This is a genomic window from Fructilactobacillus sp. X2R1C3, from assembly GCF_059901425.1.
Genome location: NZ_JBWXUW010000001.1, coordinates 203,033 through 215,460, shown reverse-complemented (window position 1 = coordinate 215,460; position 12,428 = coordinate 203,033). Strand labels below are relative to the sequence as shown.

The 12,428-nt window shown below is 42.6% G+C and carries 12 protein-coding genes and 1 riboswitch; of the genes, 1 reads left to right on the top strand and 11 read right to left on the bottom strand.

Going from position 1 to position 12,428, the window contains the following annotated elements:
• Window positions 1–35: 35 nt before the first annotated feature.
• The 3 genes from AC6UDD_RS01035 to purB form a co-directional block, all read right to left on the bottom strand.
• Complete coding sequence (locus AC6UDD_RS01035; RefSeq protein WP_500717680.1) at window positions 36–1,421, bottom strand: class II fumarate hydratase; 1,386 nt, start codon at window positions 1,419–1,421, stop codon at window positions 36–38.
• A 33-nt stretch (window positions 1,422–1,454) separates the two neighbouring features.
• A complete protein-coding gene (locus tag AC6UDD_RS01030) occupies window positions 1,455–2,018 on the bottom strand; it encodes an ECF transporter S component (RefSeq protein ID WP_500717678.1) in 564 nt (187 codons plus the stop codon).
• 67 nt (window positions 2,019–2,085) lie between these two features.
• Window positions 2,086–2,177: riboswitch (TPP riboswitch) on the bottom strand.
• Window positions 2,178–2,258: 81 nt separating this feature from the next.
• The gene (purB, locus tag AC6UDD_RS01025) at window positions 2,259–3,554 is read right to left on the bottom strand and encodes an adenylosuccinate lyase (protein ID WP_500717675.1); all 1,296 of its coding nucleotides are present in this window, start codon (window positions 3,552–3,554) and stop codon (window positions 2,259–2,261) included.
• Between the two features lie 204 nt (window positions 3,555–3,758).
• Between purB and AC6UDD_RS01020 the strand changes: the two genes are divergently transcribed.
• The gene (locus AC6UDD_RS01020) at window positions 3,759–5,027 is read left to right on the top strand and encodes an adenylosuccinate synthase (protein WP_500717672.1); all 1,269 of its coding nucleotides are present in this window, start codon (window positions 3,759–3,761) and stop codon (window positions 5,025–5,027) included.
• 45 nt (window positions 5,028–5,072) lie between these two features.
• On the opposite strand, the gene AC6UDD_RS01015 is transcribed toward AC6UDD_RS01020, so the two are convergent.
• The 8 genes from AC6UDD_RS01015 to fabF all read right to left on the bottom strand — a co-directional run bounded on the left by AC6UDD_RS01015 (window position 5,073) and on the right by fabF (window position 12,414).
• On the bottom strand, window positions 5,073–6,170 hold the full coding sequence (locus AC6UDD_RS01015; RefSeq protein WP_500717668.1) for a M24 family metallopeptidase: 1,098 nt from the start codon (window positions 6,168–6,170) through the stop codon (window positions 5,073–5,075).
• A gap of 75 nt (window positions 6,171–6,245) precedes the next feature.
• Window positions 6,246–7,028 (bottom strand): biotin--[acetyl-CoA-carboxylase] ligase, encoded by a 783-nt coding sequence (locus AC6UDD_RS01010; RefSeq protein WP_500717666.1) that lies wholly within the window; start codon window positions 7,026–7,028, stop codon window positions 6,246–6,248.
• Window positions 7,029–7,031: 3 nt separating this feature from the next.
• Window positions 7,032–7,613, bottom strand: a complete 582-nt coding sequence (locus AC6UDD_RS01005; RefSeq protein WP_500717661.1) for a 4'-phosphopantetheinyl transferase family protein — start codon at window positions 7,611–7,613, stop codon at window positions 7,032–7,034.
• Window positions 7,614–7,727: 114 nt separating this feature from the next.
• Entirely contained in the window at window positions 7,728–8,498 is a 771-nt protein-coding gene (accA, locus tag AC6UDD_RS01000; protein WP_500717658.1) for a carboxyltransferase subunit alpha, read from the bottom strand.
• The gene (locus tag AC6UDD_RS00995; protein ID WP_500717656.1) at window positions 8,491–9,333 is read right to left on the bottom strand and encodes an acetyl-CoA carboxylase carboxyltransferase subunit beta; all 843 of its coding nucleotides are present in this window, start codon (window positions 9,331–9,333) and stop codon (window positions 8,491–8,493) included. Before AC6UDD_RS00995 ends, accA begins: the two co-directional genes overlap by 8 nt.
• Window positions 9,314–10,693 (bottom strand): acetyl-CoA carboxylase biotin carboxylase subunit, encoded by a 1,380-nt coding sequence (locus AC6UDD_RS00990; protein WP_500717654.1) that lies wholly within the window; start codon window positions 10,691–10,693, stop codon window positions 9,314–9,316. The genes AC6UDD_RS00995 and AC6UDD_RS00990 overlap by 20 nt, the downstream gene beginning before the upstream one ends.
• A gap of 36 nt (window positions 10,694–10,729) precedes the next feature.
• Window positions 10,730–11,176 carry an acetyl-CoA carboxylase biotin carboxyl carrier protein gene (locus AC6UDD_RS00985; RefSeq protein ID WP_500717650.1) on the bottom strand — a complete coding sequence of 149 codons (447 nt, stop codon included), beginning with the start codon at window positions 11,174–11,176 and terminating at the stop codon, window positions 10,730–10,732.
• Window positions 11,176–12,414, bottom strand: a complete 1,239-nt coding sequence (fabF, locus tag AC6UDD_RS00980) for a beta-ketoacyl-ACP synthase II (RefSeq protein ID WP_500717646.1) — start codon at window positions 12,412–12,414, stop codon at window positions 11,176–11,178. The genes AC6UDD_RS00985 and fabF overlap by 1 nt, the downstream gene beginning before the upstream one ends.
• Between the last annotated feature and the right edge of the window lie 14 nt (window positions 12,415–12,428).

The window sequence follows — 12,428 nt, the reverse complement described above, 5'->3', positions numbered from 1 at the left end:
GTTAATTGCTGGACTCTTTTTTACTTACAATCTGATTATTGTTTACGCTTATAATTAGTCATTTTTAATGGCTCAACCCACTTATCAAAGTTATCACCAGTAACGTACCCGGAATCAATGGCCGCTTGTCTGAGATTCGTCTTTCCCTTTAAAGCGGCATTGGCAATCTCAGCTGCTCGATGATAGCCAATGTGTGGCGACAATGCCGTCACCGTCATTAAAGAATTGTGAACCAACTCCTCCATGCGATCTTGGTTGACTTCAATCCCCTTGACCATCAAGTCCGTAAAGTGGCCTAAAATGCCAGTAAGTGACTGAACGGAATCAAGAAAACAATATATGATAATTGGTTTATAGACGTTCATTTCAAAGTTTCCCTGCGTGTTAGCAACTTCAATGGTGGTGTCATTGCCCATGATGCGGGCTACTACCATATCCATGGCTTCCCCCTGGGTCGGGTTAACCTTGCCAGGCATAATCGACGAACCGGGTTCATTGGCAGGAATTTTAATCTCACCGTAACCTGCCCGTGGACCACTTGCCAGAAATTTAATGTCATTAGCAATTTTCATCAGATCAGTTGCAAGCGTCCGGACAGCCCCGTGCGTCATGGTAATGGCAGAGTGGGAAGCTAGTCCATAAAATTTATTCTCAACTTCAAACGGTTCGTGATACTTATCGCCCAAGCTTTGTACCATTTCCTTATCAAAGTCTTCCGTGGTATTAAGTCCCGTTCCGACAGCGGTTCCACCAATTGGTAGACCCAGTAGTGACTTCGAATTGTCCTTCACAAAATCAAGGTCGTGTTGGATGGTACTGGCCCATCCCGACACTTCCTGACCAAACGTCATCGGAGTCGCATCCTGTAAATGAGTGCGCCCAATCTTGACCACATCCCAATACTTTTTCTGTAACTGATGCATAACATCAATCAGGTGTTCCAATTCAGGTAACAGCTGATTGATGGCAACTAAGCTTGCAATATTCATTGCCGTTGGAAACGTATCATTTGAACTCTGGGAATGATTAACATCATCGTTTGGCAAAACACTAACCTCAGGATCGATTTGAGAAGCAACGTGGGCAATTACCTCGTTCACGTTCATGTTAGTCTGAGTTCCCGATCCAGTTTGGTAAATGTGTAACGGGAAGTTTTGCATTAATTGATCATCAGAAAGACTCAATAATTTTTGGGCAGCCTGCTCAATCAACTCACCTTTTTTTCGATCAATGGTGTCTTGTTTGACGCTCACTTCGGAAGCACTGGCTTTAATGTTTATAAGAGCGCGAATCACCAATACTGGTAACTTGGGTCCCACCGGAAAATTATGCCGGCTGCGCTCGGTTTGAGCACCCCACAAAGCATCCTTTGGCACCTTAACGTCTCCAAGCGTGTCACTTTCAATTCGATAATCAGACATTTTGTCATCCCCTAATTAAATATTGGGTACGACCTATCTGCTTAAGACCTGACTCTTTTCTAGTAAACGACTGATGAAGTAAGTCAGAACTCCACTGAATAAGAAGACCGATACAAGCCGGGTTAGAAACAGTAGGAGTAAAAATCCAAGGTGATAATTTGCGTATCCACTCTTGATCATATCCCAAGCAAAAGTAATTACCGTGGTGGTAATCGTCGTACTTATGATTCCTAACCAATCATAATGTTTATATCCCAATACAGCAAATCCTAACTCAGACGATAACCCTTGAATTAATCCAGATAACAAATCAGCAATTCCCCACTGACTGCCAAGGATCATCTCAACGAAGGCTCCCAGTAACTCACCAAGGGTAGCGGAAAATGGGATGCGAATGATAAAAGCTGCTAACGGTCCAGCAAGCGTCCATAATCCAAAGGTGGCTTCGTTTGCCAATGGCTGCAATCCAAATGGTGTAAGTGCCGCAGCTAAAATATTATAAAGAAACGAAGTTCCCCAAAAAATCACTCCACAAAAAGCACCAATTAATGTAACTAAAATAATGTCCTTTAAATGCCATTCTCTTAAAATCTTCATGTGATCTCCTCCAATAAAAAAAGTTCCTGGATCTACTCCGGGAACTTCAACACATGATTAAAAATGACACTTGTAGTGTAGTCGGATCCCTTCGCAGGTCTTAACCTGATCAGGTTCAATGGGTATTATCTCAGCCTTTCGGCACCCCAGAATTATATAATTCAATTTAATAATATACTGATTGAATGGTAAAAGCAATCAAAATCAAAATGGAGTTGCATTAGTGCAACTCCATTTAACCTATTCTAATCCGACCCGCTTGAAAATATCATCAACGTGTCTAAGATGATAATGATAATCAAACGCATCGTTAATCTCTTGGTCAGACAATCGTTCATTAATCTGATCATTGTCTTTAACTAACTTTTCAAATGACTCGTGGTTCTCCCATGACTGAGCAGTCAGCGGTTGAACTAAGTCGTAAGCCGCTTCTCTACTCATACCCTTATCAATTAATTTTAACATTACTCGTTGACTGTAAATTAAGCCGTAAGTTAGATTCATATTTTCTTTCATCCGTTTTGGGAATACGTCCAAATTTGAAAGAATATTGTTGAAACGATGGAGCATGTAATCTAAGAGCGTGGTACTCTCCGGTAAAATGATTCGTTCCGCCGAAGAGTGCGAAATATCACGCTCATGCCACAAAGAAACGTTCTCGTAGGCAGTGGTGATTAGTCCACGCATCGTTCTGGCCAACCCACAAATGTTTTCTGATCCAATTGGGTTCCGTTTATGTGGCATTGCTGAAGAACCCTTTTGACCAGGATTAAAATGCTCTTCTACTTCATGAATCTCAGAACGTTGCAAACCACGGATCTCCGTTGCAAAATTCTCAAGACTGGTGGCAATCAAAGCCAAAGTGGCAATGTATTCGGCATGCAAATCACGAGGTAAGACTTGGCTAGTAATTTCTTGAGCGCGTAGTCCTAATTTATCACATACGTAAGCCTCTACCTGAGGATCGATGTTAGCGAACGTCCCAACGGCTCCGGAAATCTTTCCGGCTTCAACTCCGGCAGCCGCTTCGTTAAATCGTTTTAAGTTGCGTTTCATTTCTGAATACCAACGTGCCATCTTTAAGCCAAAGGTCATTGGTTCTGCCTGAACCCCGTGGGTTCTTCCGATTTCAACCGTATCCTTATATTTCAAGGCCTTTTGCTTAATGGTATCCATTAAAGTTAAAATATCCTGACGAAGGATCTCATCAGCCTGCTTTAGTCTCAATCCCTGAGCGGTATCTACAACGTCAGTGCTGGTAACGCCGTAATGAATCCACTTCTTTTCCGGTCCAAGTGACTCCGAAACATCCCGAGTAAAAGCGACCACATCGTGATGAGTCTCCGATTCAATCTGAGCAATACGATCCACGTCAAAGGTCGCGTTCTTTTTAATGGCGGTAATGTCAGCATCGGGAATCTTACCTAACTTGTTCCAAGCTTCATCAATCGCAATCTCAACTTCAAGCCATGTCTGATACTGATTCTGTTTACTCCAGATTTGTTTCATTGGTGCTCTTGTATAACGCTCAATCATTTCATTCACCTCATTATAATTACAGGATAATCTTACATAATGTTTTCTTTTCAGTCAAATCAACGCCATTACTACTTTATTATAATTCTAATATTCAGTAAAACACGAACATTATTTTTAACAATATTTTGAACGTTCTTGATTTTTCCATATGTGATTGGTAAACTGTTCTTGGTCAAAAAATTCATTTACGAGGTGCTATTTATGTCTGTAACAGTTGTTGTTGGTAGTCAGTGGGGCGATGAGGGCAAGGGAAAGATTGTCGATACCCTAAGTGCTGACGCGGATATCATTGCTAGATATCAGGGCGGTGACAATGCTGGTCACACCATTGTGTACAACAATCAAAATTTTCACGTTCAACTCGTTCCGTCCGGAATTTTCTATTCTGATAAATTGGCAGTAATTGGAAACGGCGTTGTTTTAAACCCGAAGTCTCTATTTAAAGAAGTCGACTATCTAAACGAACATGGTGTTTCTACCGACAACCTCCGTATATCATCTCATGCTCAAGTCATCATGCCGTATCATCCCCTCTTTGACAAACTACAAGAGGAGCACAAACATCATAAGATCGGAACGACCCAGAAGGGAATTGGTCCTGCCTACATGGACAAGGTTGCTAGAGTCGGAATTCGGGTAGCCGACCTCATTGATCCGGCAACTTTCAAGAAACGCTTGCAGGATGTTTTAGCCGAAAAAAACGAAATTTTAGTCAAGCTGTACGATCATGAGCCCCTTGATTTTACGGACATTTACGATGAATACGTAAAATTAGGAGAACGCTTGAAGCCATACGTAACCGAAACTTCCGTTCTTTTAAATGATGAAATCGATCATAACAAAAACGTCCTGTTTGAGGGCGCTCAAGGAATTATGTTAGACGTTGACCATGGGACTTATCCCTACGTCACTTCCTCAAATCCCGTAGCCGGAGGCGCTGCCGTTGGTGCTGGAATTGGGCCCAGCAAGATTGACCGGGTCATTGGAACTTGTAAAGCCTATACATCACGTGTTGGTGAGGGACCATTTCCAACGGAACTATTAGATGAGACGGGTAACTATATCAGAGAAACCGCCCATGAGTACGGAGTTGTGACCAAGCGTCCCAGACGAATCGGTTGGTTTGACAGTGTTGCCCTAAGACATGCTCGTCGTGTTTCTGGTCTAACCCACTTAGCCTTAAACTGTCTGGACGTTTTAGACGGATTAAAAGAAATCAAGATTTGTACCGCTTATGAACTAGACGGTAAGAAAATTACTTATTACCCCGCTAACTTGGATACCCTAGACAAGTGCAAACCGGTCTACGAGACGCTCCCGGGATGGAACGAGGATATTACTAATTGTGATACTTATCAAAAGCTTCCTGAAAACGCCCAAAAGTTTCTTGACCGGGTTTCAGAACTTGTCGGCATCCCATTAGTCACTTTCTCAACTGGTCCTAAACGAGAACAGACCCATCAAATGTAAAAAATAAGACCCTGGATAAAATCCAGGGTCTTTTTATGTCAACTTTTATACATAACGTAATTCTTTGGACGTGTGAGTAAATGGTTCATTTCCATCCTTGGTTAAGTGGATGCAATCTTCAATTCGAACCCCAGCTACGCCAGGAATGTAGATTCCAGGTTCGATTGAAAAACACATTCCCTCTTTCAAAATCATCTGGTTACCCTCCATGATTGAAGGAAATTCATGTTCGCCCATCCCCATGCCGTGACCTAAACGGTGGATGAAGTACTTACCATAACCAGCCTTGTCAATGATATCTCTTGCAACCGCATCCAGATCTTCGGCACGAATACCTGGTTTAGCGGCAGATTGGGCAGCCAACTGAGCCTCCAGACAAACATCATAAATCTCTTTTTGTTTGGCCGGAAGTTTGTCGCCAACCGCTACGGTTCGAGAAGCGTCAGAGATATAACCGTTGTGGACCGTTCCTAAATCAAATAATAACAGGTTATCGTTCTTAATCTTATTCATGTCAGTAGCACCATGGGGTTCCGCCGCGTGAGGTCCAGTCTGAACCAGGGTATCAAAACTCATGTTCATAACACCTCTGATTTTTTCTTGATACTCAATCTCAGCAGCCACCTCGGCCTCCGTCTTACCGGCTTTTGCGGTCTCAAAACCAACTTGAAAGGCAAAGTCGGCTTCTTTTCCAGCAGCGTCTAACTGTTCAATCTCATATGGCGTCTTAATTACCCGCAGTTCACTAACTTCTGGAGCCACGTTAGTGCTAAAGTCAGCCTTCGGAAATTCGGCTTGAAGTTGTTGATAGCGACTAATGACTAAGTTGTCGTCTTCAATCCCAAATCGCTTGGGATCAGGATTTACATCACGAATGTGCTTTGCGATCAGTTTAAAGGGATCTTCATGGTCTAAGTAACCATAAACGGGATACTTCCAACCTGACTCCTTTATGGCCTCCACTTCGAGTTCTGGTGCAAATAGAAATGGCTCCGCATCAGGAAAAATAAAAAGTGCCAACACCCGTTCAACGGGATCACTACCAAAACCAGTAAAGTACTTAATATCCTCAAAATTACTGATGTAAGCAACATCAAGCTTTTTTCGGTTAACGTAGTCTCTCATTTCATTTAATTTAACCATAATAAGACCTCCTGAATTTGCTGCTAATTCTAGCATACAATTAAATTTAATCAACACAAAAAGAGAAACCCAACATTAATTGTCAGATTTCATCTTTCTAATATGTCGGGTCACATTCGGATCCAGATTTAACGTTTGCTGGTTCATTGTCTTTAACAAAAGGTGCCCACGTTCGTCGATTCCCGTCAATTTCCCAGTCATCTCATTATCATGATTGATTAGAGAAACTTGTTCGTTAAGCCACAGCAGTCGCTTAGTATATTGACTAATAATCCGATCGTCGTTCCAATGGTGATAGACCGCGTACAAATGGTCATAAACCGAAGCAATTAGCTGGTTCCTTTTAAGTGGTGGCACCACGTTTAAGCTCCCCACCATTTGGTCACCATTACGTGAAAACGGCATGATCCCAATATCGAGGCCGATGCCCATGATAAAGTTCTCGGGCTCGTTATCTTCGTTACTCTGAATTTCAGTTAAAATCCCACAGACCTTACTGTCATCGTGATACACGTCATTGACCCACTTTAATTGAGTATCGATGTTGTAGACCCGTTTAATGGCGTCCGTAACGGCAACCCCAATCCCCAGCGTTAAAACACCTGGATTATTAAGATACCTGGGCTGGGACTTAAACACCACCGTAAAATAAACCCCGTTGTTTGCAGGGGAATAAAAATGATGGCCATTTTGGCCCTTCCCCTTCGTCTGTTCGTTAGCAATGATCATGCCAGGACGATGCCAGACTTCAACTTGAGCCTCTTCGTTAGTCGACGGCAATTGGTCATAAACCTCAATCTGATCAATTGGATTACTAATTAAGCTGTGAATTACACGTGCATTTAAAATATCGTTCATAATTTACTCACTCACCTGGATAGCAAGAGTCCCAATGTATTTCCATCCCACGTCCAAAAAGTTAATCTGGTACAAATTATCGTTTCTTCTGGCACTTTCCATGTGTGGTAATGAAACCTCAACGGACTTGGGTTTTCCGATCAATCCGACTCCCTGAAGTTTTAAGACCGCTTCCTTGATGGTCCACAATCTTAGGGCTTGCTCACCTTGCCGTTCACCCTTTAAATTCTTTAAGTAATCAAGTTCCGCTGGGGTGAAAGCCTTGGTAATCCTAGTATAGTCATAAGGACGAATCTGTTCTAAGTCAACTCCAATTGGTTGATCAGAAATTACCACCAAAACCGCGTCATGAGAGTGAGCAATATTAAAATGATAACCATTTGGCACAAAATAGGGTTTCCCGTAATGCCCAAAATCAATGTCAACGTTTTTAATGGCGTCTTCGACCGGCATCCCCACTAGTTTGGCTAACAACACCCTTCCGACAAGCGTCTGTTGCTTTTTCGGCTTATCGGTAATTCCTAGATCCTGATAGTATGGTTGAAATGCTTTTGTGGTTATTGAATCACTCAAAAATTTAATCATGATAATTCCTCATTTTCATTTTATTAAACCCAATCGGTCCGGGAGACAAAAAATAAGAGTCTCACTATTTTTAACAGATACAATAGTAACACTCTCATACGTCTCGGTCATTTTCTAAAAATTACGGTACCTATAAAACCGCTTTTTAAGCATCTCATCCTTTGGCATCGCATTTAGTTCTTTAATTTTTTTCACCAAATCACCACGAAAACGTTCAAAACCATCGGCGGTGTTTACTTCAGGAATAATCCGATCAATGATTCCTTCTTTTAATAAGTCATCTGGAGTCAACTTCATGACTGAAGCAGCTTCTTTCATTCGACTAGAATCTTTCCACAAGATTGTAGCGTATCCTTCTGGGGAAAGAACCGAATAAATACTATCCTCAAAAGCCCAGACGCAGTCACCAACAGCTAATGCCAAGGCCCCACCACTGCCACCTTCACCAACAATCACACTTACGTAAGGAACTTTCAGTTGCATTCCCTGCAAGATTAATTGCGCAATCGTGTAGCCAATCCCGTGGTACTCAGCTTCCACTCCTGGATATGCTCCAGGAGTATTAATCAAGGTAACAATTGGGCGATTGAATTTTTCGGCCTGCTTCATCAGCCGCAACGCTTTGCGGTATCCGTCTGGTTCAGCAGAACCAAAGTGCCGTTCGATGTTGGAGTTTAGATCGGAACCTTTTCTAATCCCAATCAACGTCGTCGGAATTTTATCAAGGGTTCCAATCCCAGCGTATACGGCGGGATCATCACCGTAGGCACGATCACCATGCAATTCCATGAAGTCTTCCGTAATCCCGTTAATGAGATCATCAACCCCAATCTTACTAGCAGCTCTAGCGTTTACAACTTTGTCCCATGCAGTTGGTTTACTCATTATTATCACCTACCCGATGCCACTTTAGGATTTTATTAAGCGTCTCCTTTAGATCACGTCGTCTCACGACTCCATCCAAAAACCCATTTTTAAGTAATGTCTCTGACCTTTGAAAACCCTTTGGTGGTCGCTGTTGAATCGTTTTTTCAATCACACGACGTCCCGCAAAACCAATCAAAGCGTGGGGCTCTGACAAAATGATGTCTCCCTGCATCGCAAAACTGGCAGTCACCCCACCAGTAGTAGGATCACAGGGAACACTGACGTACAGTAATCCGGCTTTACTGTGTTCAGCAACCGCTTCAGACACTTTGGACATCTGCATCAGGGAATGAATCCCCTCTTGCATCCGGGCTCCTCCCGATGCGGTGAATACGATCACAGGTAGCTTCCTTTTTGTCGCCGTTTCAAACAATCGTGCCAAAATCTCACCCGTTGCCGTCCCAAGACTAGCCATCACAAATCGCCAATCCATCGCAGCCATCGCTACCTGATTTCCATCAATGGTACCAATCCCAGACAAAACACTCTCATTTAGACCAGTTACCGCACGTGCCTTCTTCAACTTAGCTACGTATTTTTCGTCGTTAAATTTTTTAGAAGCCTTCAAATCAGCATTAATGGGTTCAAAATCATCACACATTAACTCAATGCGTTCCTTAGCTCCAATTCGAAAGGCGTAGTGACAATTGGGACACTCTTTATATCTGCCCAGGTCTTTCTTGTAGAAACTTTTCTGACAGATTGGACATTTAACCCAGATGTGATCGGGGATTTGATCCATTCGCTGACTTAACTCTTTTTGACTAATACTTTCAAACCGTTTGCTTGTCATACTGCTTCATCCATTCTTTTAAGAACGTACTTTCAATGTAATTATTGTTAAAATCACCGGTCAAAAAATGCTGATCAGAGATCAGACCCATCAAGAAATCACGATTTGTAGTAACACCACTAACAACCAATTCTTTCAAAATCTGTTTCATCTCGAAAACGGCTTTGCGTTTAGTTGGTTGGTGCACAATGATTTTGGCAATCATTGAATCATAATATGGTGAAATCATGTCACCAGCTTCCACTCCGGAATCAACCCTGATGGAATCTGATTCAGTTGGAAATTTCATCTGACGCAATTGACCTGGTGCCGGGGCAAAATTATTACTAGGATCTTCTGCATCAATCCGGCACTCAAGTGAATAACCCTTGACCGCACAGTCTTGCTGATTAAATGGCAGATTTTGACCCTCCGCCACTAAAATCTGAGCCTTAATAATCTCTACTCCAGTAACCTCTTCGGTAACGGTGTATTCGACCTGAAGTCTGGTGTTCATCTCCATAAAATAGAAATGATGTTCTTGATCCATCAAGAATTCAAAGGTCCCGGTGTTTGTGTAACCAATCCCTTTGGCGGCCTTCGCCACTATCTCACCCAGTTCTCGGCGCTTGTTGGGCGTAATCTTGGCGCACGGACTTTCTTCGATCACTTTTTGGTGATTACGCTGCATCGAACAGTCTCGTTCCGGAAAGTAGACCACGTGACCATGTTCATCGGCGATGACCTGCATCTCGATGTGTTTTGCGTCACTTAAATCCTTTTCCATGTACAAGCGGTCGTCACCAAATGAAAGTTTGGCTTCTCGCTTGGTATCACTGAAGGCTTTCTTTAGTCCGGTCTCACTAGCAACCCTTCGAATTCCCTTACCACCACCTCCAGCAGCAGCCTTTAGCATCACGGGATAACCAGTTTGTTGGGCGACTTCTTTAGCTTGGTCGTAAGTATCAACAAAGCCATCACTACCCGGAATGGTCGGAACATCATTCTTTTTCATGGCTTCTTTGGCATTTCCCTTGTTTCCCATCAGGTTAATCACCGAAGCGGTGGGTCCAATAAATTTAATTCCGCACTGTTCACATAACTCAGCAAAATCAGCGTTTTCAGACAAAAAGCCATACCCAGGATGGAGCGCATCACATCCACAAAGAACCGCGGAATCAATAATTGCTGCCATGTTTAGGTATGACTCATCTGGAAACGGTCCACCAATACATACGGATTCATCAGCTAATTTTACAAATAAACTATCAGCATCGGCAGTTGAATAAACCGCCACCGCCTTGATGTTCATTTCGTGAAGTGCACGGATGATTTGAACCGCGATTTCGCCGCGGTTTGCCACCAGCACTTTTTTAAACATTAAATCACCTTTTTAAAATAATATGAATTGAGCTTTCTAGTCTTCCTTAATTTCAAAAATTGGTTCATTGTATTCCACCATCGAACCACTTTTTGGTATTCGTTTAACGATGGTCCCACTCACTGGACTTTTAACTTCATTAACCAGCTTCATGGCCTCAATTACACAAACGGTTTCACCCTTTTTAACGTGATCGCCATCTTGTTTAAAATCGGCCTTTTCTGGACTAGGAGCATAATACAAGATCCCAACCATCGGCGCTTTTAATTGATAGTTAGTGGACTCACTACTTTCGTCCATGGTTGACGTGTCCTGTTGAATTTGCTTTTTGGACTCAACAGTTGAAGTACTTGTTTGGTTCAAGCTGGCGTGATCGGGAATCTTTGACAGATAAACTCCACCTTCATCTTGATTAATCTTAATTTCTTGTAAACTTGATTCCTCAAATTTATCAATTAATTTTTCAATATCTTGTTCATTCACTAATCTTCATTCCACTTCTTCATCGCAATTACCGCATTGTGACCCCCAAAGCCAAATGCATTACTAATTGCAGTATTAACGGGCGCTTTTTTGTTATCTTCATCAACCAAATCAACGTGAATCTCAGGATCCTTATGCTTCATTCCAACATTGACTGGCATTTGATCATTTTGAAGGGCAGCAACTAGGGCAACCGCTTCAAGTCCACCAGCGGCACCTAGGGAGTGTCCAACCATTCCCTTAATGGAACTAACTTTGACGTGATCGTTATCTTTAAACAACTTTTCAATTGCCCCAGCCTCAGCCACATCATTAGCGTGCGTACTGGTACCGTGCGCATTAACGTAGTCAAGTTCACTGGTCTTAATGTGACCCTCGTCAATGGCTTGCTTCATGGCTCTAATGGCACCTTTCCCGGAAGGGTTCGGAGCAGTCATATGGTAAGCATCACTGGTAGCACCGTATCCAACTACTTCAGCCAGAATATTAGCACCACGTGCCTTGGCATGGTCGTAATCTTCAAGCACCAAGGTACCAGCACCTTCACCCATGACAAAGCCATTTCTGTCTTTATCAAATGGCATTGAAGCATCTTCCACTTTTTCAGCGGTTGAAAGAGCGGTTAATTTGGCAAATCCAGCAATTCCAATCTCGGTAATGGCAGCTTCAGTTCCACCAGCAATCATCATCTTGGCCTTCCCTTGTTTAATTAATTCAAAGGCGTTTCCAATGGCATTATTAGCTGAGGCACAAGCCGTCACAATGGTTTGAGACGTGTTTTCCGCATCAAAGTACATGGAAACATTTCCAGCTGCCATGTTAGCAATGGCCTTGGGAACAAAAAGTGGTGAAACCCGCTTAGGACCTTTTTCGTGCATCTTGATGATGTCACTCTCAATGGTAGTAAGACCACCAATTCCATTTCCGTACATGACACCAAGGTCCTCAGGTTCGTAATCACCTTGTTTCAGGCCAGCTTGGTCCATGGCCTCTTTAGCACTGTACAAAGCGTATTGTGAAAAAAGATCAATTCGTTTGTAGGCACGTTTATCTAAACGTTTGCTTGGATCAAAGTCTTTAACTTCAGCAGCTACCGTCACACCCGTGTTACTAGCATCAAATTTAGTAATTGGTGCAATGCCCACTTTAGAGTTGAACAAATTGTTGGAAAAGGTTTCGGCATCATTTCCGATGGGAGTGACAGCTCCCATCCCTGTTACAACTACTCGATTACTCAAATGATTTCCTCCTG

Excerpts from the sequence above, each read along its gene's own strand:
- AC6UDD_RS01035 (WP_500717680.1), bottom strand. The coding sequence starts at position 1,421 with ATGTCTGATTATCGAATTGAAAGTGACACGCTTGGAGACGTTAAGGTG.
- AC6UDD_RS01030 (WP_500717678.1), bottom strand. The coding sequence starts at position 2,018 with ATGAAGATTTTAAGAGAATGGCATTTAAAGGACATTATTTTAGTTACA.
- purB (WP_500717675.1), bottom strand. The coding sequence starts at position 3,554 with ATGATTGAGCGTTATACAAGAGCACCAATGAAACAAATCTGGAGTAAA.
- AC6UDD_RS01020 (WP_500717672.1), top strand. The coding sequence starts at position 3,759 with ATGTCTGTAACAGTTGTTGTTGGTAGTCAGTGGGGCGATGAGGGCAAG.
- AC6UDD_RS01015 (WP_500717668.1), bottom strand. The coding sequence starts at position 6,170 with ATGGTTAAATTAAATGAAATGAGAGACTACGTTAACCGAAAAAAGCTT.
- AC6UDD_RS01010 (WP_500717666.1), bottom strand. The coding sequence starts at position 7,028 with ATGAACGATATTTTAAATGCACGTGTAATTCACAGCTTAATTAGTAAT.
- AC6UDD_RS01005 (WP_500717661.1), bottom strand. The coding sequence starts at position 7,613 with ATGATTAAATTTTTGAGTGATTCAATAACCACAAAAGCATTTCAACCA.
- accA (WP_500717658.1), bottom strand. The coding sequence starts at position 8,498 with ATGAGTAAACCAACTGCATGGGACAAAGTTGTAAACGCTAGAGCTGCT.
- AC6UDD_RS00995 (WP_500717656.1), bottom strand. The coding sequence starts at position 9,333 with ATGACAAGCAAACGGTTTGAAAGTATTAGTCAAAAAGAGTTAAGTCAG.
- AC6UDD_RS00990 (WP_500717654.1), bottom strand. The coding sequence starts at position 10,693 with ATGTTTAAAAAAGTGCTGGTGGCAAACCGCGGCGAAATCGCGGTTCAA.